The organism is Steroidobacter flavus, assembly GCF_042651805.1.
GTDB classification, from domain to species: domain Bacteria; phylum Pseudomonadota; class Gammaproteobacteria; order Steroidobacterales; family Steroidobacteraceae; genus Steroidobacter; species Steroidobacter flavus.
The window spans coordinates 1,846,566-1,865,674 of record NZ_JBHSDU010000003.1 but is presented as its reverse complement, the minus strand read 5'-3'; the positions used below and the strand labels follow the sequence as shown (position 1 = coordinate 1,865,674).

General features: G+C 61.3%; 17 protein-coding genes. 7 read left to right on the top strand and 10 right to left on the bottom strand.

All coding sequences use genetic code 11. The features are described 5' to 3' along the window. Window positions 1-29: 29 nt before the first annotated feature. Entirely contained in the window at window positions 30-440 is a 411-nt protein-coding gene (locus ACFPN2_RS13555; RefSeq protein WP_380597337.1) for a hypothetical protein, read from the top strand. Between the two features lie 43 nt (window positions 441-483). After that, entirely contained in the window at window positions 484-1,218 is a 735-nt protein-coding gene (locus tag ACFPN2_RS13550) for a suppressor of fused domain protein (RefSeq protein WP_380597335.1), read from the top strand. An 8-nt stretch (window positions 1,219-1,226) separates the two neighbouring features. Here ACFPN2_RS13550 and ACFPN2_RS13545 read toward each other — a convergent pair whose 3' ends face one another. Beyond that, entirely contained in the window at window positions 1,227-1,985 is a 759-nt protein-coding gene (locus ACFPN2_RS13545; protein WP_380597333.1) for a 3-hydroxybutyrate dehydrogenase, read from the bottom strand. Window positions 1,986-2,066: 81 nt separating this feature from the next. Continuing rightward, a complete protein-coding gene (locus ACFPN2_RS13540; protein WP_380597331.1) occupies window positions 2,067-4,376 on the bottom strand; it encodes a TonB-dependent receptor in 2,310 nt (769 codons plus the stop codon). A gap of 302 nt (window positions 4,377-4,678) precedes the next feature. Between ACFPN2_RS13540 and ACFPN2_RS13535 the strand changes: the two genes are divergently transcribed. Both ACFPN2_RS13535 and ACFPN2_RS13530 read left to right on the top strand, forming a co-directional pair. Next, on the top strand, window positions 4,679-5,392 hold the full coding sequence (locus ACFPN2_RS13535; protein ID WP_380597329.1) for a TetR/AcrR family transcriptional regulator: 714 nt from the start codon (window positions 4,679-4,681) through the stop codon (window positions 5,390-5,392). A gap of 31 nt (window positions 5,393-5,423) precedes the next feature. Beyond that, on the top strand, window positions 5,424-6,080 hold the full coding sequence (locus ACFPN2_RS13530) for a MarC family NAAT transporter (protein WP_380597327.1): 657 nt from the start codon (window positions 5,424-5,426) through the stop codon (window positions 6,078-6,080). Here the strand turns inward: ACFPN2_RS13530 and ACFPN2_RS13525 are convergent. From ACFPN2_RS13525 to ACFPN2_RS13510, 4 genes are all read right to left on the bottom strand, one after another. Further along, window positions 6,077-6,865 (bottom strand): acyl-CoA thioesterase, encoded by a 789-nt coding sequence (locus ACFPN2_RS13525; protein WP_380597325.1) that lies wholly within the window; start codon window positions 6,863-6,865, stop codon window positions 6,077-6,079. The genes ACFPN2_RS13530 and ACFPN2_RS13525 overlap by 4 nt on opposite strands. Before the next feature lie 30 nt (window positions 6,866-6,895). Beyond that, on the bottom strand, window positions 6,896-7,234 hold the full coding sequence (locus tag ACFPN2_RS13520; RefSeq protein WP_380597324.1) for a tRNA-binding protein: 339 nt from the start codon (window positions 7,232-7,234) through the stop codon (window positions 6,896-6,898). Continuing rightward, a complete protein-coding gene (gene ilvB / locus ACFPN2_RS13515; RefSeq protein WP_380597322.1) occupies window positions 7,234-8,946 on the bottom strand; it encodes a biosynthetic-type acetolactate synthase large subunit in 1,713 nt (570 codons plus the stop codon). The genes ACFPN2_RS13520 and ilvB overlap by 1 nt, the downstream gene beginning before the upstream one ends. A 280-nt stretch (window positions 8,947-9,226) precedes the next feature. Next, window positions 9,227-10,360, bottom strand: a complete 1,134-nt coding sequence (locus ACFPN2_RS13510; RefSeq protein ID WP_380597320.1) for a citrate/2-methylcitrate synthase — start codon at window positions 10,358-10,360, stop codon at window positions 9,227-9,229. 199 nt (window positions 10,361-10,559) lie between these two features. Between ACFPN2_RS13510 and ACFPN2_RS13505 the strand changes: the two genes are divergently transcribed. Further along, complete coding sequence (locus ACFPN2_RS13505; RefSeq protein ID WP_380597318.1) at window positions 10,560-11,441, top strand: LysR family transcriptional regulator; 882 nt, start codon at window positions 10,560-10,562, stop codon at window positions 11,439-11,441. A gap of 205 nt (window positions 11,442-11,646) precedes the next feature. Next, window positions 11,647-12,789: an ATP-binding response regulator gene (locus tag ACFPN2_RS13500; RefSeq protein ID WP_380597316.1), complete on the top strand. Its 1,143-nt coding sequence runs from the start codon at window positions 11,647-11,649 to the stop codon at window positions 12,787-12,789. Here ACFPN2_RS13500 and ACFPN2_RS13495 read toward each other — a convergent pair. Beyond that, window positions 12,786-14,000, bottom strand: a complete 1,215-nt coding sequence (locus ACFPN2_RS13495) for a GGDEF domain-containing protein (RefSeq protein ID WP_380597315.1) — start codon at window positions 13,998-14,000, stop codon at window positions 12,786-12,788. The genes ACFPN2_RS13500 and ACFPN2_RS13495 overlap by 4 nt on opposite strands. 191 nt (window positions 14,001-14,191) lie before the next feature. Here ACFPN2_RS13495 and ACFPN2_RS13490 point away from each other — a divergent pair, with 191 nt between their 5' ends. Next, the gene (locus tag ACFPN2_RS13490) at window positions 14,192-14,569 is read left to right on the top strand and encodes a hypothetical protein (RefSeq protein WP_380597313.1); all 378 of its coding nucleotides are present in this window, start codon (window positions 14,192-14,194) and stop codon (window positions 14,567-14,569) included. 79 nt (window positions 14,570-14,648) lie between these two features. Here ACFPN2_RS13490 and ACFPN2_RS13485 read toward each other — a convergent pair whose 3' ends face one another. From ACFPN2_RS13485 to ACFPN2_RS13475, 3 genes are all read right to left on the bottom strand, one after another. Beyond that, a complete protein-coding gene (locus ACFPN2_RS13485; RefSeq protein WP_380597311.1) occupies window positions 14,649-16,496 on the bottom strand; it encodes a beta-ketoacyl-[acyl-carrier-protein] synthase family protein in 1,848 nt (615 codons plus the stop codon). Between the two features lie 167 nt (window positions 16,497-16,663). Next, window positions 16,664-17,680: a class 1 fructose-bisphosphatase gene (gene fbp / locus ACFPN2_RS13480; protein WP_380597309.1), complete on the bottom strand. Its 1,017-nt coding sequence runs from the start codon at window positions 17,678-17,680 to the stop codon at window positions 16,664-16,666. A 174-nt stretch (window positions 17,681-17,854) separates the two neighbouring features. Then, window positions 17,855-19,102 carry a diguanylate cyclase gene (locus tag ACFPN2_RS13475; RefSeq protein ID WP_380597308.1) on the bottom strand — a complete coding sequence of 416 codons (1,248 nt, stop codon included), beginning with the start codon at window positions 19,100-19,102 and terminating at the stop codon, window positions 17,855-17,857. Window positions 19,103-19,109 lie beyond the last annotated feature (7 nt).

Sequence of the window (19,109 nt, the reverse complement as noted above, 5' to 3'; positions counted from 1 at the left end):
CCTACTAGTCGGGACTCGAAAGCAATCACATGAGTGCAGGCGTCCGAATCTTTCTTGCAGTGGCGGCCGGTCTGATGGGCCTCGTCATGTTTCTTCACGGCACGACCGCCGAAGAGGACAAGGCGTGGTTTTCTTATGCATTTGGCGCCTTCTGCATGCTCATTGCAGCCGCTGCTGTCCTAAGAGGCCGAGCAGCCAGATTTTGCGGAAGTCTCGTTGGCACGTGCGTGTTCGTTGCGGCTCTGCTATACCTTGGCCATGAGCTGGCGACCGGGCCGGTTACGTCAGGCAGCCGTAGTCAGCCTTCAATCGTCAACGCGGTTCTGTTCCTTCTGGTCTTCGGAATTCCAGGGCTGCTTTATGCGATCAAGGCCCGCTTTGGCTTTAGCAAGAGCGAGCCGCCCAACATCCAACTTCAGGACTTCACGCGGCCGGAATGATGTATGCCAACTGGCGTCGGGCATTTTCAGAACAAGTGACATCATGAGCTCGAACAAGGAAAAGCCGGCAGTCGTCTCGCTGAGCGGAAGTCCGATCTTTCATCACGCGGAAGCTACACCTTTCGAAGCTCCGCGAGGTGAGGAGTGCATCGAGCAGATTTCAGATCACATCGAGGCTCACCTGGGCAAAGTTGAGCGCGTATTTCACGAGATCATCTCCGATACCGTCCATATTGATGTTCATCTAGTAAAACCAAGCGAAGGCTTTCCGTTCGCGCGACTGGTGACTTCCGGGATGAGTGACCTGCCGATGACCATTCCGGAAGGAGTGGAGGCGCCGAGATTTGTTGAGTTGCTGATGACTCTGCCCGGGAATTGGCGCCTGGACCAAGATTCGTTTGCGGATGAAGTGTGGTATTGGCCGGTCAGACTGCTCAAACGGCTCGCGCGCCTACCCCACAAGTACAATACGTGGCTTGGTTTCGGGCATACGGTTCCGAACGGCGATCCAGCTGAACCGTATGCTTCAAGCACCAGACTTTGCGGAGCCATGATTCTGCTCTCTATGACAGTTCCCGATGACTTTCATAGACTTCGCATCGATGCGAACAAGGAGATTACGTTTTTTTCGGTTGTGCCACTTTACGACGAGGAAATGAACCTGAAACTTCGCGCGGGTTCGGACGAGCTACTCGACAAGTTCGACAGGATGCGTGTAACCGACGTTGTCGATCTCTCGAGGCGAAATGTGGCCAAGAAGAGGTTCGGAATTTTCTAAGTCAACGACTACTGCGCCGTCCACCCACCATCAAGCACCAGACACTGCCCGGTAATATTCCGGGCAGCGGGGCTGAGCAGAAACTCAACGCTCCCCACCAACTCTTCCGTCGTGATGAACTGCCGCTTCGGCATCGGCTTCAGCATGATCTCTTCGACGACCTGCTGCTCCGTCATGTTGTGGGTCTTCGCCAGCGAGGCGATCTGTGCGTCTACCAGCGGTGTCTTCACGTACCCCGGGCACACCGTGTTGATCGTGATATCAACATCGTGCGTTTCCAGCGCAACTGTCTTGCTGAACCCAACGAGACCATGCTTCGCCGCTACGTACGCACTCTTGAACGGCGACGCAATCAGCGCGTGAATCGAGCCGATATTCACGATGCGACCGAAGTTCCTTTTCCGCATCGACGGCAAGACCGCTCGTGTCAGCAAAGCCGTTCCCGTCAGCATCACCGCAATCAACAGCTGCCACTTCTCCGGCGGAAACTCTTCGAGCGGCGACACAAATTGCAAACCGGCGTTATTGATCAAGACATCCGGCGTGGCATCGCCCAACGACGCAAACGCCGCCTCAATCTGCTTCGCATCCGACAAATCGAAAGCTAGCGTTCGCACCGCCGGCAGCTGCTTCTGCAATGATTCGAGCGCCCCGCGCTGCAAATCACACGCGATGACGTCGTGGCCGGCGGCCGCGAAGTGTTCGGTTAGAGCGAGGCCGATGCCGCTGGCGGCGCCGGTGATCAGGATGCGATGTTTCGAAGCCATGAAACCAGTAGATCAGCTTTTCAGGTGCCGTGTTTTGCTATTAAGACCGGTAACACGGCACCTGAAACATTCGTTCCGAAATCAGTAACGGTACGTGGCCGTCACCGACACCGTCCTCGGCGGACCGTAGAAGCCGATCTGACTGAAGCCACCGGTGGCGCCGGTGGCGCCGAAGTCGTAACCGGCGACCCGGTATTCCTCGTCGAGAATGTTCTTGCCTTCGACCGCGAATCGCCAGGTCTCGTCGGCGGTCGTGTAGGCGACGCCTAGATCCAGAATGTCATAAGCCTCCTGATCCGTGATGCTCGCGGTTGTGTTCGCCACCTTGGTGGCGCTGCGATACTGATAGCCCGCGTGGATGCTCATATCGCCCTGGCCCAGTGCCCATTCATACGTGCCGCCAACGAACGTCGTCCAGTCGGGAGAATTGATCGGCTCGTTGAAACTGCTCAAATCCACTCGACAGCCGGGAGCCGGTGTCGGGCAGGAGGTGAAGAATTCTTTGAACTCCGCGTCCAGATAACCGACGTTCGCCACCAGCGTCAGTCCCGCCATCGGGCGCCACATTGTTTCCAGCTCCACGCCCTGGTTCACCTGCTTACCCGCATTGAGCACAGCAGTGGCGTTGACCGGAATGCCGCCGCGGATCACGAACTCTTGGGTCGTGATCTGGATGTCTTTGTACGGTGTGTAGAACACGGTGAGATTCAGTCGCAGGGAATCGTCGAACCAGGCCGACTTCATGCCCACTTCGAAGTTGTCCGCGACCTCGGCATCGTAGCCATTGCTCGTGTTCGGGTTGGCAAGCTGATTGCCGCGCATGTCGAAGCCGCCGCTCTTGAAGCCTTCGGCGTAGTTGAAATACACCATCAGATCGTCCTGGAGCTTGAAATCCAGGCCGACGCGCGGGGAGACGTTGGAGAAGCTGCGGTCGTTGCTGTAATTACTCTGCACCGCCGACAGCGTGAATCCGGGCGGCACATTGTTCTGATCGAACAACGTCGCGTTCGGCGCGAGCACGCCGAGGTACTGGGCGACGAACACGGTGGCGTCCTTATCGTCCTGATTCCAGCGAGCGCCGACGTTCAGGTTCAAGCGGTCGGTGAGCGACCAGGTCGTATCGAAGTACACCGCGATGCTGTCGGTATCGACGCTGCCCTTGGTCAGCGAGGTGAGTCCCAGCGAGCCTAACGAGGCGTCGAACGCGCCCTCGGCCTGGCCCGAGAAGTAATAAACACCGGCGACACCTTTCACCAGGTCGCCGGTGTAGGTCAGTTGCACCTCGCCGCTGGTCTGGTGGTCGCTGTACTCGGCCGGGACCTGGAACAGGTTGACGTTCAATTCGTCGAAGTCGATGAACTGGCGGCCTTTGCCTTCGCGATAGGCGCCGACAATCTTCAGATCCAGCGCATCGGTCATGGATTGGGTGTAGGTCGCGGCGATGCCTTTGTTGATGAAACGTTCGCGATCCACCGGCATGTCGGTGCGCTGATCGTAACGGTCGTTCAAGCGCGGATACGTGCCTGCAGCCGGGCCGGCGGCGATCGTGAGATTGTTCAGGCGCTGGCCGCCTGCCGCGTTGGAGTTGTCTTGCACGGTGTCCGCGAGAATGCGCAGCTTGGAGCTGTCGCCCCAAACAAACGTGGCGTTGGCGCGGGCGGCGAGCACGTCTTTGTCTGAAACATCCTGGCCGACGTGGTTGTAAGGTCGAGCGCGGCCGTCATCGACGATCTCGCCGTAACCGTCGCGGCGCAGATAGGCAACCGCGGCGCCCAGGAAGACGTGTTCATCGACCACCGGGACCGAGCCGCCGACCTTGATCTCGCGCTGGTTGTAACTGCCGCCGGTCGCCGAAACATTGAGCTTTGCTTCGTCGGTGACGATGTCACGGGTGACGTATTTGATCGCGCCGCCGATGGTGTTCTTGCCGTACAGCGTGCCTTGCGGGCCGCGCAGGACTTCGATGCGCTCCACGTCGTAAACATCCAGCAGCGCGCCTTGCGGGCGGGCGATGTAAACGTCGTCGATGTAAATGCCGACGGCGGGCTCGAAGCCCCACAGTGGATCGTTCTGGCCGACGCCGCGGATGTAAGCGTTGATGGTGCTGCTCGTGGCGCGGCCGGCGTTCACTTTGATGTTGGGCGCGAACGCGGTCATATCCTCGAGCGTGCGGACGTTTTGTGTCTGCAGCTGGTCCGCCGTCAGCGCGGAGATCGCCACCGGCACGTCCTGCAAGCTTTCTTCACGCCGGCGTGCGGTGACGACGACGTTTGCGATGCTGGTGACGGATTCATCATCATTCGATTGCGCGCTGGCCGCCGTGGGCAATTGTGTGGCGAGAATAGCGGCGATCGACAGGCGCAAGGCGCCCCGAGAAGCATAGGCAGTCATGCTGAAATCCCCCTAACTGACCCGTTATTCGATGCAGGCCTGAATTTATTCATCAGTTGATGATTATTGGCGAGAGTGCCTTCGGCCGGGCCCGCTGTCAATTATTCAGCAGATGATGAATACTCATCCTCCGCACCGAGACGGGCAAAAGCCCGCTAAACAGGTATGCTGTTAGGGTTTTTACCTAAGGAAGCGTTGTTGGGGCGACCACCCTGACCTCGGCGGAGTTGCCGCTGATCGAAATGCTTCGGTAATCGAAGCCACCGCGAGGAAGGAATGGTAGTGGGCGAAAGAGTGTCGGGATGAAAGTGAGTACGAAACGCCGCAAGCCCCGCCGGGGCCGGCCCTTGAAGACCGATGCCGCGCCCGACATGCGGGAGCGCATCCTGGACGCCGCCGAAGATCACTTCTCGCGCCATGGCTTTTGGGGCGTGACGGTGCGCGAGGTGGCGCAGGAGGCGAAGGTCGACACCGCCCTATTGCACTACTACTTCAACACCAAGCGCGGCCTGTTCGACGCGGTGTTCGAGCGCCGGGCCGAGATCATCAACCGGGAGCGCACCGAGTCCATCGACGCGTATGTGAAGTCGGCCGGCAGTGCCATCACCGTGGAAGGCGTGATCGACGCCTTCCTGCAGCCCATCCTGCAGCGGGCCGCGACCGGCGATCAGCGCTGGCACAACTACTTTGCATTGATCGCTCAGGTGAACAACACCCCGGCCTGGGGTGGCGAGACCATGGGGCGCACCTTCGATAACGTGATTCATCACCTGATCGACGCGCTTCGCAAGGCACTGCCCGACGTGAGCGAGGAAGAGTTGTATTGGAGCTATCACTTCCTGTCCGGCGCGCTGACCTTGACGTTGTCGCAGACCGGTCGTATCGACCGGCTCTCCGAGGGCGTGTGTAAATCCAGCGATTTCGAAGCCATCGGCCGGCGCATGGCGCCGTTCATCGCGAGCGGCTTCGAGCGTCTGTGCAAACCGCAAGCTGCAAAGCGCAAAAAGATCCCCTGAAGTCGCGCGCTTTCAGGTACAACGTCGGCCCATGAATTGGTTTGTCCAAGGTCTGACCCTGGTCCTGAGCACGATCGGCGCGCTGCTGCCCATCGTCAATCCGCTGTCCGCCGTCGGCATGGTGGTGACTATCACCGCCAACCTCAACGAGCACGAGCGCACCGAACAGATCAAGCGCGCCTGCATTTACATGTTCTTCATTCTCACGTCGTTCCTGGTGGCGGGCGGCTTGATCATGAACTTCTTCGGCATTTCCATTCCCGGCCTGCGCATCGCCGGCGGCATGATCGTGAGCTACCTGGGCTTTCGCATGCTGTTTCCGGATACCGTCGTCATGTCGCGGCAGGAGCAGATGGAAGCGGCCGCCAAGCCCGACGTTTCGTTTACACCGCTCGCCATGCCGGGCTTGAGCGGTCCGGGCTCGATCGCCGTGGTCATCGGCTTGTCAGCCTCGGCGCAGCAGAACGATCACATCGTGCTGGGTCATGTATTGATTGCGCTCGGCATCGCCGTGGTCGGCGTGATCTCTTACATCACGCTGCGGGCGGCGACCAAGCTGTCGAAGGTGCTCGGCATCGCCGGCATGAATGCGATGGCCAGGATCATGGGCTTCCTGCTGATCTGCATCGGCGTGCAGTTCATGATCAATGGCGTGCTGGATGTGGTCCGCCTGGCGCGGACTGTTTAGCCGAACACAGCGAACAGCTGCCGGGACAGCGCGACCGGCCGACCGTTCGGGTCGTGCAACAGCCCCGTTTGATTCACATAGCCGCCGGTCGCGGCATCGATATCGCTGTCGATACGCCACCAGGCTTCCGGGCTGAACTCCAGATCGTGCTCGAAGAACTCCAGCATCCAGACCAGTGAGCTGCCAGGCGCGGGCGCCTTGTACATGGACAGCGCGGGCGTCGGGATGCAATCGACCAAACCGACGATATGCGACTCGGTCAGCGGCGCCGGGTCGCGATGACGAATAAATACTTTCGACGGGGAGCGGGTGCCGCTGAACGGCTTGGCGCCCTGAGCCCAGCGCAACGCGAAGTGTTGAACGAACGCCGGGAATTTATCCGGCGAGTAACGAACCTCGTTGATGTCCTCGACCTTGCGCGGGGGATCGACGGCCGCGGGTTTGACGAGCACGGCCGACTCGCGATCCATGCCATAGACGCCGACTTGCACCGCCGCCACTTGATCGCCATCGAGCACTTCGCATTGAGCCAGCGTCACCGCTCGACCTACGCGCAGTACTCGCGCTCGTGTGCGCCAGGTGCCGGCGGTGGCGGGGCCGACGAACGTCGTTTGTAACGAACGCAGCGGCCGGTCCCGAGGCACCAGCTTGCGCATCGCTTCGTTTCCTACCGCGGCGACCAGACCACCGAACGTGGCGCGCCCCTGCATCCAATCGTCGCTGACGGTGACCTGACCTTCCTCGCCCGTCGCACTAATCGAATCGAGAATCTCGGAGAACTGCATCGATAGGAGCCTCGTCAGGGAGGCCGAACATTACAGCAGCTTCGCGCCGTTCGGCACTCGTCTTTCCGGCCGAACCAGCACCACTCGGCCTTCCTCATCGTGGAATCCGGTGACCAGTACTTCAGAGCGGAATGGGCCGATTTTCTTGGGCGGGAAGTTCACCACCGCCATCACTTGTTGTCCGACCAGATCTTCCTTGCCGTACAGCGCGGTGATCTGCGCGCTCGAGACGCGCTCGCCGATCTGCGGACCGAAATCGATGCGCAGCTTCCAGGCAGGCTTGCGTGCTTCGGGAAAGTCCATCACTTCCAGAATGGTGCCGGCGCGCAGTTCTACTTTTTCGAAATCTTCCCAGGTGATGGGGGTCATCACAAATCCTCTAATACATGATCGAGTGCTTCCGTGTTGGCGCAACCCGGCGCCACCATCGGCAACACATGTTGAGTGGCGGCAATCGGCACGCGGATCAACACGGGGCCTCGAGCCGACATCGCACGGGACAACGCGTCGTGCGGATCGGACGCTTCGCCCAGATCCAAAGCTGGAATGCCGAACGCCTGCGCGATGGCCACGAAGCGGCTCGGCTGGGAAAACAGCGAGGCCACGAAGCGCTGCTGATAGAACAATTCCTGCTGCTGTCGGACCAGGCCGAGCGCGGCATTATCGAGCAGCACGATTTTCACATTCAAATCCAGCTCGGCCAGCGTCGCCAGCTCCTGCACGTTCATGAGCAGGCTGCCATCGCCGGTGAAACACACGGTGGTCGCGTCGGGCTCGACCAGGGCCGCGCCGATGGCGGCGGGCAGACCGAAGCCCATCGTGCCCAGGCCGCCTGAAGTCAGCCAACGATCGGGCCGAGTGAACGGAAAGCGTTGCGCGACCCACATCTGATGCTGACCCACATCGGTGGTCACGATGACGTCATCCGGTGCGAGCGCGCCGACTGCTTGCACGATGCCATAGGGTGAGCACAGCTCACCGGCGCCGGGTGTCCGCAAGGGATGGCCTTGCTTCAATTGGTTCACTCGGGACAACCAAAGCGTTCGCGGCGTTGGCTGCACGCGTTCAAGCAACTCGCGTGTCGCGAAGCCGGCGTCGGCGCAGATCGAGACATCGACCGCTTTGATCTTGCCGAACTCACGCGGGTCGATATCGATATGAATGATCCGGGCGTGCGGAGCGAATTTCTTGGGGTCGCCGGTCGCGCGGTCGTCGAAGCGGGCGCCGATGGCGATCAGCAGGTCGCATTCATCGATGATCAGGTTGGTATAACGCGCGCCGTGCATGCCCAGCATGCCGATGTCCAAGTTGTGGCCCGCGGGCAACGCACCCAAGGCCATCAATGTCGAAGTCACTGGCAAGCCGGCGCGTTCAGCCAGCTCGCGAATAGCCGAATGCGCCCGCGCTTTGACGATGCCGCCGCCCACATAGAGCACCGGGCGTTGAGCTGCGTGAATCAGTTGGGCGGCGAGATCGAAGTGTTGCCGCGTGTCGAGTACAGAGATGGAGCCACGCTCGCGCGGCGACTCATGCAGAGGCTCCGGATCGGCGAGTTGCAGCTGAACGTCCTTCGGCACATCGATCAGCACGGGCCCGGGTCGCCCGCCCTCGGCGATACGGAATGCTTCGGGGATCACGTACCACAGCTCGCTCGCATTCCGCACGAAGAAACTCGCCTTGGTGATGGGCCGCACCATGTCGACGGTCGGCACTTCTTGAAACGCGTCGGTGCCGATCAATGCTTGCGGCACTTGCCCGGCGATGCAAACCAGCGGAATCGAGTCGAGTTTCGCATCGGCCAGCGCGGTCACCACGTTGGTCACGCCTGGGCCCGAAGTCGCGAAGCAGACGCCGGCCTTGCGGGTGATGCGTGACATGCCTTGCGCGATGAAGCCCGCCGCCTGTTCGTGTCGCGCCAGGATGTGGCGAATGCGGGTCGAGCGGCCCAAGGCTTCATACAACGGCAACAAGGCGCCGCCGGGAATGCCGGCAACGATATCGATCCCCTGCCGCTCGAGCAGATGGATGATGAGGTCGGCGCCGCTGCGTTTCGGTGCGCTGGCCGGTTGTGTCGCGATCATCGTGGCTCCTTTTTAGGAACCCTCATCAGCGAAACCGGCGTCTAAAACGAAAAACCCCCGCCGGCTTTGCGCCGACGGGGGTCGTTGATTCGTAATTTAATAGTTCCCCTACGGCGCGTAACTGATGGCTACGACCGGTACTACGACGTTGATCAGGTTAGCGATCACGGCGATGGGGGAGGAAGTATGGGACACGTGCGGGTTAGTCACTTAAGTCACGTGACACCACTATAGCCACCCGGCGCGTAACCAACAAGTGCGCCGACGTGCAGAAGGTCATTTATTGCGTCATCGCACGTGGGGGAGGCCCAACATAATGCGCGGCGGGTCGAATGATGCGGTTGTCCTGTCGCTGCTCGATCACATGTGCGATCCAGCCGAACACGCGCGAGGCGGCGAAGCTCGCGGTGAAAAACTCCTTGGGAATGCCCAGCGCCAGATAAACGACACCTTTGTAGAACTCCAGGTTGGCGCGCAGCGTGCGTCGTTTCTCACGGGTTTGTTCGATGAAGGCTTCATCGACGGCGCTCAACACATCCAGCAGCTTCACATGCTCGGGCCGATGCGCGACCTGTTGAGCCAGGGCCCGGATCATGCGTGAGCGGGGATCGACCACGCGATACTCGCGATGCCCCATGCCCATCACCTTGCGGCCGGTTGCAAGGCATTGCGCCACGAATTCGCGCGCACGTTCAGGCTCGCCGACTTCGAGCGCCATTTCGAGTGCCTGCTGATCGGCGGCCCCATGCAACGGTCCATATAGCGCGCCCATGGCGGCCGCGAGAGCTGAAGTCGCCGGGGCCAGTGTCGAAGTCACTACGCGCGCCGTGAATGTGCTGGCGTTGAAGCCATGATCCAGTTGCAAGATCTGCGCACTTTCAAACACCGACACTTCGATCGGCGACGGCTGACGGCCATGCAACAGTTGCAGGTAACGCTCGCCGTAACGACGCGATGCTGGATACGGATGCTCGGGATGATCCTGAAGCGCCGCATGAATGGTGGCGATCGCTGCGGGAATGCGGGCAGCGACAACAAGCGCCTCTTCTTCCTGCTGTGAGCGACCCAAGCTGACTGTGGGCGGGTCCAAGGCAAGCAGCGGCGCGATCGACTGCAATGTCGCCATGGGATGCTCGCCATGCCGTGCGAGCTGTCTCAGCGAGGCGGAGAGATCTGGCGGCAAACGGCCCGCGACCCATAGATAGTCTTCGACTTCTTGAAGGCGATCGGCGTCCGGCAGCGTGCCGAACACGATCAGGTGCATGACTTCGGCAAAGCGTTTGCGCGCCAGCTCTTCGACCGCGTAGCCGCGATAATAGAGTCGCCCGGCTCCGCCATCGACCAGCGAAACCGACGTGGTGTCCACGAGCACACCTTCCAAACCTTTGTGAATGGGTTGCAAAGACTCGCTCATGACACAGCTCTCCCATCCGGCCCGATGACTGCTCAAGCTACGCCTGGCGGCACGCCTGCACGACGCCCCGGCAACGATGCGTTTATCAGCGGCTGTGATCGCATCGATGCATCCGATACCCTTATCGCCCGCGCTGAAAACTCAGCGCTTTTGACGACTGATTTGCAGTATCCATAACTGCTGCGCGAAAATTGACCACATGCAGATCGAGCGTAACGAAGTCCGTTGTTTTCATGCCGTGGTGGAGGCCGGTGGCTTCAGTCGCGCCGCTGAACGATTGAACTTATCGCAGTCGGCGGTGAGTCAGGCCATCGCCAATCTCGAGCATCGGCTCGGCGCGGTGTTGTTACGTCGAGGCAATCCGCCGCAACTGACTGAAGCCGGCATCCGGCTGCTGCGTTACGCGGAAACGGTGCTGAACGAAGAGCGCGAGACATTAGCGGACATTGCGCAGATCAAGACCGGTGCGTTGAGCACGTTGTCGCTCGCATTGTCCCCCGCCACCAATGCTCGTTTCGGAATCGCGCTGTTGCGTGAGTTCTCGGAGCGCAATCCGCTGACCCGTTTCAAAGTCACAGTCGCGCCCAGTCGCGAGATCGTGCACGGCGTGTCCGACGGTCGTTGGGAAGTGGGTTTCGGGCCGCTCCAGCACACGATGCCCGATTACTTCACGGTCTACTCCTGCTTTGCCGAGACACGACGTTTGATGATTGCCCGCGATCATCCCAGCCGCGACGCGCTCAAGCGCGATCCACAAGCCACATTGCGGACATTGCCTCTAGTGACTTCTTATCTCGACGAAGCGGCCCGTCGTCCCAGCGGCGATCGGCTGCGCAATGCGTTCGCGTCGGTCTGGGAAGTCAGTCATATGGAGTTGCGGCTGGCGCTGGTGGCCGAAGGCAAGGCTGTGACTTATGTCTCCAACCTGGTGACTGAGCTGCCGCCCGAGCTCGAGCTCATCGAAGGGCTGCCGTTCTCCAGTATCGAGCGACAGGTGGGTGTCTATCACCTTCGTCATCAGCCATTGTCGCAAGCCGGAGCCAGATTCCTTGCGCTGTGCCGCGAGCGCTGGAATATCTGAACCTGCATTTACTGGAATATTTGCAATCGCAGGCTGATAACTCACTGTAACTTGGCCCGGGGTGCTTACTCCATTCGCCTAAGCAATAGCCGGTAGAGTTGCTCAACGCGCCCGACGTATCCGCTGTGATACGTTTCCAGCGGGGAAGAAGAACAGAGCCGCGTCCAGCGCAGACGCGATAAGTAACCTACTTCAGCGGGGCGTTATGTTCGGGTTCACGCAGTGGTGGCGGCGACGCCGGCCTGCGAGTCGTAACAATTTCGACGCGGACGGCGGCGTGCGTCAGCTGCAGGCAATCAACAAGCGATTGCAGCTGTATCTCGATCGCGCGCCGCTCGCTTGTATTGTCTGGGACACCCAGCATGTCGTGCGCGCCTGGAATCCCGCCGCGGCCGCGACGTTTGGATACAGCGAAGCCGAAGCCATCGGTCGTCACATTCATGAGCTGGTTGCCACGCCGACCAGCATGCCCATCATCGATGAGGTCTGCCCCCGGTTGCTGGCGGGTGTCGAATATCCTGACGGTGTGACGCTCGAGACCCGGCGCAAGGACGGCAGTCAGATGCACTGTCACTGGCATCTCGCGCTGGTCGATCGCGGTACTGCCGATGAAGGCGTGATCGCCTTCGCCAGCGATGTCACGGCCCGCCTGCAGGCGGAACGGGATCGCGAGCTGCTCGAGAAGAGCCGCGCGCTCTCGGCCATGGCCGGCGGCATCGCGCATGACTTCAACAACATCCTGCTGGCGATCGGTGGCAATGCTCGCCTCGCCTCCGAAGATCTACCGATCGATCACCCGGCGCAGCTGTCGCTCGCCGAGGTGCAGCGGGCCAGCGCCCGCGCGGCCGGCATCATCAATCAAATTCTGGCGTTCAGCGGCAATGAAGAAGAAACCTCGAAAGACGTTGTGTTATTCCACGACGCGGCGGCCAAGCATCCGACGCGCGCCCCGCAAGTGCCGCGTGGCGAAGGCCAGAGCGTTCTCTACGTCGACGACGAGGAATCGCTTGTATATCTCATAAGCAGAGTGCTGCAACGATTGGGCTACCGTGTGGCAGGCTTCACCGACGCGAACGAAGCACTCGCGGCGTTTCGTTCGAACCCGACGGCGTATGAGGCGGTGGTCACCGATCTGTCGATGCCGAGCATGTCGGGCATCGAGTTCGCCACTCACGTACTGCAGTTACGGCCCGAAGTGCCGGTCGTGATGACCTCGGGTTACGTGCGCCCCAAGGACCGCGAGTCGGTCATGAAGACCGGTGTGCGGGATCTGTTGCTGAAGCCGAATACGGTGGAAGAGCTGGGCGATGTCTTGCATCGCCTGATGCTACAGAGCCGGGCTTCCTAGGCCGCGACCACCGGATCGAAAATAACGAAACGATTCCGGCCGGCCTGCTTGGCCTTGTACAGCGCTTCGTCCGCCTGGCGATATAACAATTCGAAGGTCGTATCGGCGCCGGGCGCCACACAAATGCCGATCGACACGCCAAAGTGCGAGCGACTCGAATTCTCGTCGTGCGCATACACCTTGCCCAGAATGCGACGCGCGATTTCCGTGGCCGCGTCCAGATCGCAGCCGGTGGCGAAGATCAGGAACTCATCGCCGCCCATGCGCGCACAGATATCTTTTTCGCGCACGCTGTTACGAATGGTGTCCGCGACCTTCATGATGAACTCGTCGCCGGACGCATGACCGTACAGATCGTTGATGCCTTTCAGATCGTCGATATCGACCAGGATCACCGCGTAACTGGAGGCCCGCGTCGCCAGCGCTTCGCGTGAGAATCTGAGTGCGCCACGACGGTTCAGCAGCTGGGTCAGCTCGTCGCGGATCGAGATGCGATATTGCTCGTCCAGCCGGTCCTGCACGTGATAGTGATAACGCGCCACGATGTATCCGATCAGTAGCGCGATCAACACCGCGCCGGCGATCGAGCCGTAGAAGATCGCGCGAAAGCTCGATTCGAGCGCCAGGTAATACTTGATATCGAAGTCGACGCCGACGAAACCGCTGTAACGGCCCTGGCTGTCGTAAATGGGCGTGTGACCGGACAGGAACGTGCCGTAAACGTCGCGCTGAAACTTCGGATAAACGTAGGTCTCGCCGGCCGCGATCCGTTGCAGATAGTCCGGATCCGGCTCGACGTCGATGCTCTCGAACGGCTCCATGTATGCCGACGGTCGCAGCTTGCGCTCGGTCTTCAGCTTGTTCGAGGCGGCGGTGTCGACGATGAAGTAGCTCTTACCGCCCCGTTCCATCATCGTGTAGACGTAGAAAATCGAGGGATCCGCGGAATGGAACCGCACCAGCGGCGCGACCACGCGCTCGTACAGCTCGGGCGTGTAATTTGCGGGATCGAGCAGTTGCCGGTGCAGATCGCCGTCGACGACGCTGGCCGCGATCTGTGCGATTTCAGCGACGTGCGAGCGCAGGACTTCCAGCCGGGCCTGCTTGGACAGCCATTGCGGGACCGCCACGACGGTCATGAGCACGGCCAGCGCCGCGAGCGTGACCAGCCAGAAAATGCGTGGTGAGATTTTTCGGAAGTCGCGGAACATCAGCTCATTATTTAAACACGGTCACCGCGGACGTCCTTCGTCCCTTTGTTCATCCCGGGGCCATTGTTGCATACACAGCGGGACCGCAGGGCAAAACGCGTCACGTCATGAAACGTCAACGAGGTTGCCGGTGTTCACGGCGAGCATCGACAATTCACACGGACCTCAATAACTACCTTCAGGGAATCGTCATGAACAGCCTGCGCAGAATGCTCCTGGCCGCCTCCGCCGCCGCCATGCTCCTCAGCACCGCCGCTTTCGCCGCCGACGCCAATGTGGCCGGCGAGTGGGACATGACGGTGGAGACTCAGGCCGGCACCGGGAATCCGCATTTCAGCCTGAAGCAGGACGGCAGCAAGCTCACCGGCACCTACAAGGGCATGCTGGGCGAGTCGCCGGTGACCGGCACGGTGAAAGGCAACGACATCTCGATCAGCTTTCAAGTGAACGCGCAGGGCACGGATCTGGCGGTGAGCTACACCGGCACGGTGGACGGCGCGACCATGAAGGGCACCGTCAAGCTCGGCGAGCTGGGCGAAGGCACGTTCACGGGCAAGAAAGCCGGCTGATTTTCTTGTCAAAAGCGGCCGAGGCCCTTTTGACACGCCCGGAAAAAGGCGCGACTTTTTCCGGGCTGGCAGGGGCTGGCTAATCCAGTCCCTTCCAGCAATGCAATTGCGCCAGGTCGATGGCGCTACGACGGCGCAAGCGTGCGGAACGCTCGCGCTGTTCACGTTCACGGCGTAGCTCGGGCCAGCGCTCGAGATACGCCGCGAGCACATTGCGATCCGGCGAGTATCGAGCGAACGCTTCGGCATGCGCCGCGCGCAGGGCCATGGCGCCGTTGTAACCGCCGAACCCTTGAGTCGCGCACAGCGCGCCACCATCGGCATTGCCCATCACCGGCGCCGATTGCAGCTTGAACGATTCAGCGACCGCGCCGAGATCCGGATCGAGATGCCGCAGCGTGGGCACGCCCACCGTGGGCTTGCCGAGCAGGAACTGCAGTGCCTGCGAGACTGCTTTCAAACCGGTCTCGCCCATGGTGTGACCGTCGCCCACCGCCTTCGGCGTCCCCACGGCCATCGTCGGCAATGCGCCTTTGATGCCTTGTCTTTCTGCGGCCGCGTTTCGCGCGTTCGCAGCGGTGGTGAGGTCGGTTTTCGAATTCGTGCGCGTGCCGGTGGCGTGCGCGACCAGATATTGGAAGTCGGACACGCCGTAACCGTGGCCGCGATAAGCAAGCTCCAGCGCGTGAATCAGCGCGTTCTCGCCACCGAAGCCGACCCCGGCGAAGTGCGCTTTGCCGCCCGCCTCGCCGCTCTGACCCCAGCCGACGATGATGGAAGTGATATCGAGGAAGTTACGCAGCGCGAAGTCGAGCGTCGTGATCACCAGGCCCGAGCCGCCCTCGCCCACCACCGTGCCATTGGCGTCGATGTCGAACGGCGCGAGGCTGTCCGCGATCGAGCGCTGTTCAGCCGGGCTGCGGCCGGCGTTGATGGCTTCCGGCTTGCCTCGGGTCATCAATGCACCCGGGCCGAATGCGTCGAGAATCTGCCAGTTCGGCCGAGTCGCCGCGTCGGCCGCGGTCCACAACACCAGTTGCGGTCGCTGATAGCCCGGATAGTCGAGCACCATCTGTGGCGCGAACTCGGAGAACACGATGGAGCTGGACGCGCAGGCGCCGACGGCGTTCAGCGGAGTCTGCGGCACGCGCATGTAGCCGCTGGCCGAGCGCAACGAGTCGAGCAGTTCAGGATGCTTCAACGCCTTGCTGATCGAGTACGACGGCGCAAGCATCGTCGACAGCAGCGCCGGGCCGTGCGACGACAATGAGTTCGCCAGGCGCATGGCGAACTTGTCGCGCAGCTTGTCGTTCTCCGGCGTGACTGTGCCGGCCGGTCGCAACTGACCGTGCGAGTCCAGGCCGGGGAAGGCGGTCGCGCCGGCGACGCGAAATTCATACGGATTCGGGATCAGCTCGGACAGCGACACCGGCAGGGCGGCCAGGGCGCCCAGGCCGCTGTAGGCAAATAACTGCGCCTGCAACGACGGACCCAGCCGCGGATCGTCGTCGAACAAGCCATACATATCCTTGAGCGCCGAATCGCGGACATCGCGATAGGTGAGGCCGGCCAGTTTGCGCAAGCCGCCGCGATCGAAGTCATGGGGCAAGCACGCGGCCACGTCGGTGACGACCGAGTTGCCGAGCGCGGTGAGCTCGTCGATATAACGGATGCCGAGCGACGCGCGCAGCTGCTTGCCATGCAGACGCTCGATTTCGGCGACAGTGGTGCTCTCGCCATTGACCCAGCGCAATTTCAGCGAGCCATCCGCTTGCGGATCGATGTCGACGAGGCCGGCATCGAACGCCGCCAGGGCGATGAATTCGGGCGCGTTGGAGACGCGCGCACGATAGGTCTCCGTGCTGCCTACTGCCGAAATCGAGCAGGGCGTTCCTACCGTGACGAGAACTTTATCGGCCGTGAGCACTTAGCTTCCCGAAAGACCCAAACCACCAGGATAGAAGAATACACTCCGGCGTCACAGGTTGCTGCAACGCGCGGACATCCACAATGAATTACTGGGGTCTGCGGATACCCCAGCCTGGTCGAACTGAGTCTGGACCGGCGGGGCCGCAGCCGCGGCCCCGCGAAGTCTCACAAATGCGAGGCGACGTGGTCCACTTCTTCGCTGCTGCCGATGATGACCGGCACGCGCTGGTGAATATCGGTGGGCCGCACCTCGAGAATGCGCTCGCCCGGCGCGCTCAGCGCCTTGCCGCCGGCCTGTTCCACGATCATGGCCATGGGATTGGCTTCGTACATCAGCCGCAGCTTGCCCTTGGGCGCCTTGCGGGTCGGCGGATACATGAACACGCCGCCCTGCAACAGAATGCGATGCACGTCGGCGACCATCGCGCCGGCATAGCGGCTGGAATAACCGCGCTCCTGCGCCCACGACAGATACTTCTGGTAGCCCTCCGGGAAGCTGAGCCGATTGCCTTCGTTGACCGAGTAGCACTTGTTGGCCTTCGGTATCCGCAGGCCCTGCGCGACACGAATGAAAGCGCCATACGCCGGATCGAGCACGAACATATCCACGCCGAGGCCGATGGTCAGCACGAACACGGTCGACGATCCGTATAGAACATAACCCGCCGCGACCTGCTCGACGCCTGGCTGCAGCAGCGAGGCCTGCGCCGCCGGCGAGCGACGATCCTTGCGCAGGATGGAGAAGATGGTGCCGACGGCGCCGCAGACATCGAGATTCGACGAGCCATCGAGCGGATCGAACAGCACGCAGTACTTGCGCTCGTCGGCATCGTCGGTGCGCAGAATCACCGGCTCCTCGTTCTCTTCCGAGGCGACGATGGCCACGCCTTCACGGCCGCCGAGCGTGCGTAACAGGATGTCGTTGGCGATGACGTCCAGCTTCTGCTGCTGCTCGCCCTGGACGTTTTGATTGCCTACCGTGCCCAGCACGTCGTCAAGACGCGCGCGGCGGACATGCGAGGCAATCATCTTCGCCGAGATCGCCAGCGCCGACAGAATCCAGGAGAACTGACCGCTCGCCTCCGGATACCGGCTCTGCTGCTGCAGGATATGAGCTTGCAGCGTGACGATCTCGTTGGAGCGGGCGGGCGCGTCGGCGGGCGTATCGATCATGGCGGACATGCGGCGTGGGGCTCTGATTGAAGTTCGATGTAATGCACCGGCGGACCCGATAGATCCGTGGCCTTCAGTCGAAATGTATCATCAGAAATCCACGCGCCGCGGGACCGCGTCACTTGATAACGCTGGCCATGACAAATAAATAGTCGTCGAACCGGCCAGCGTCGCAATACAGAGTCAGGCGGCTTCGTTTCGAGCGCGTTTCCGAGGCACGCGGAACGCACCGGTCTTGAGCGTCGCGTATTCGCGATCCATCACGACGGTCCGATTGCGACCGCCTTCTTTCGCCGCGTACAGCGCTTCGTCGGCGAGCTGGATCAAGCCGTCGTGATTGCGGCCGGTCGTCGGCTCGACGCACGCGGCGCCGATACTCACAGTCACATGCGGACCGACCGACGACGCCGGATGCGGCAGCTGCAACGCTGCCAGATTGTTGTGCATCTCGCGGCACAGCTCTTCGACGCGATCGCGCTTCACATCGAACAACAGCACGACGAACTCCTCGCCGCCGTAACGAGCCGCGATGTCCAACGGACGTCGCGCCGACTGCGCGATGGCATTGGCGACGCGCGCCAGGCAATGATCGCCCGCCTGGTGACCGGCGTGATCGTTGAATGCTTTGAAATGATCGAGGTCGACCAGCAACAGCGCGATCGGCGCCCGCGTGCGGATCGCCTGATTCCACAAGCGCTCGATATGCGCGTCGAACATGCGACGGTTGCCGATGTTGGTGAGCGCGTCACGATGCACCGAGTCGGTCAGCATCATGTTTCGGAACCAGTTCAGCCGTTGCGTGCGCGAGAAGCTGTAATAGAAGAAAAATCCCAGCACCAGCGCGAACGAGGTCATGGCCAGATCGAACAATCGTTGGCCGGAGTTCAAGCCCGCGACCCAGCCAGTCAGGCCGTAAGCAACGACGATGGCGGTTGCGGTGATGGTCGCCTGAGCCTGCATCATGCCGAACAGCATGTAGGCCGACAGCACCAGCATGGGCAGCACCGAGCTCAGCGAATAGCCCTGGCGATGCATGAGCAAGTCACAAGCGACGATGCACAGACTCTGCAAGAGCGCCACGGCGGGCGCGGCAAACGTCATCCAACGGGCATAGAGCTTGGTGTACGTCACCAGCAGCATCGCCGTGCAGGTCGGCAACAGCACGCCGAACCGGAGCACGTCGACGATGATCATCTGGTCCGCGGCGAACAACGATTCGCGCAGCGCGCGGAACGGGCCGCCCGCCAGCGACACGATCAACAGCAGCCCCATCGCGGGCAGCATCGTGTACTTCACCCGCTCGCGCACATGCTCCGTGTGCCAGTTGCGATACTGACTCTCGAGCGGCTCGGCAAAGGAAAGTGGCGGCAACAGCTTCGCGAAGCGCTCGCGTAGAAAGTTGCGGTGCTTGGTGGGGGACGGAGGCTTCATCTGCACG

Bases quoted from the DNA above. Each gene is read 5' to 3' on its own strand.
- ACFPN2_RS13555 (WP_380597337.1), top strand. From the start codon at position 30: ATGAGTGCAGGCGTCCGAATCTTTCTTGCAGTGGCGGCCGGTCTGATG.
- ACFPN2_RS13550 (WP_380597335.1), top strand. From the start codon at position 484: ATGAGCTCGAACAAGGAAAAGCCGGCAGTCGTCTCGCTGAGCGGAAGT.
- ACFPN2_RS13545 (WP_380597333.1), bottom strand. From the start codon at position 1,985: ATGGCTTCGAAACATCGCATCCTGATCACCGGCGCCGCCAGCGGCATC.
- ACFPN2_RS13540 (WP_380597331.1), bottom strand. From the start codon at position 4,376: ATGACTGCCTATGCTTCTCGGGGCGCCTTGCGCCTGTCGATCGCCGCT.
- ACFPN2_RS13535 (WP_380597329.1), top strand. From the start codon at position 4,679: ATGAAAGTGAGTACGAAACGCCGCAAGCCCCGCCGGGGCCGGCCCTTG.
- ACFPN2_RS13530 (WP_380597327.1), top strand. From the start codon at position 5,424: ATGAATTGGTTTGTCCAAGGTCTGACCCTGGTCCTGAGCACGATCGGC.
- ACFPN2_RS13525 (WP_380597325.1), bottom strand. From the start codon at position 6,865: ATGCAGTTCTCCGAGATTCTCGATTCGATTAGTGCGACGGGCGAGGAA.
- ACFPN2_RS13520 (WP_380597324.1), bottom strand. From the start codon at position 7,234: ATGACCCCCATCACCTGGGAAGATTTCGAAAAAGTAGAACTGCGCGCC.
- ilvB (WP_380597322.1), bottom strand. From the start codon at position 8,946: ATGATCGCGACACAACCGGCCAGCGCACCGAAACGCAGCGGCGCCGAC.
- ACFPN2_RS13510 (WP_380597320.1), bottom strand. From the start codon at position 10,360: ATGAGCGAGTCTTTGCAACCCATTCACAAAGGTTTGGAAGGTGTGCTC.
- ACFPN2_RS13505 (WP_380597318.1), top strand. From the start codon at position 10,560: ATGCAGATCGAGCGTAACGAAGTCCGTTGTTTTCATGCCGTGGTGGAG.
- ACFPN2_RS13500 (WP_380597316.1), top strand. From the start codon at position 11,647: ATGTTCGGGTTCACGCAGTGGTGGCGGCGACGCCGGCCTGCGAGTCGT.
- ACFPN2_RS13495 (WP_380597315.1), bottom strand. From the start codon at position 14,000: ATGTTCCGCGACTTCCGAAAAATCTCACCACGCATTTTCTGGCTGGTC.
- ACFPN2_RS13490 (WP_380597313.1), top strand. From the start codon at position 14,192: ATGAACAGCCTGCGCAGAATGCTCCTGGCCGCCTCCGCCGCCGCCATG.
- fbp (WP_380597309.1), bottom strand. From the start codon at position 17,680: ATGTCCGCCATGATCGATACGCCCGCCGACGCGCCCGCCCGCTCCAAC.
- ACFPN2_RS13475 (WP_380597308.1), bottom strand. From the start codon at position 19,102: ATGAAGCCTCCGTCCCCCACCAAGCACCGCAACTTTCTACGCGAGCGC.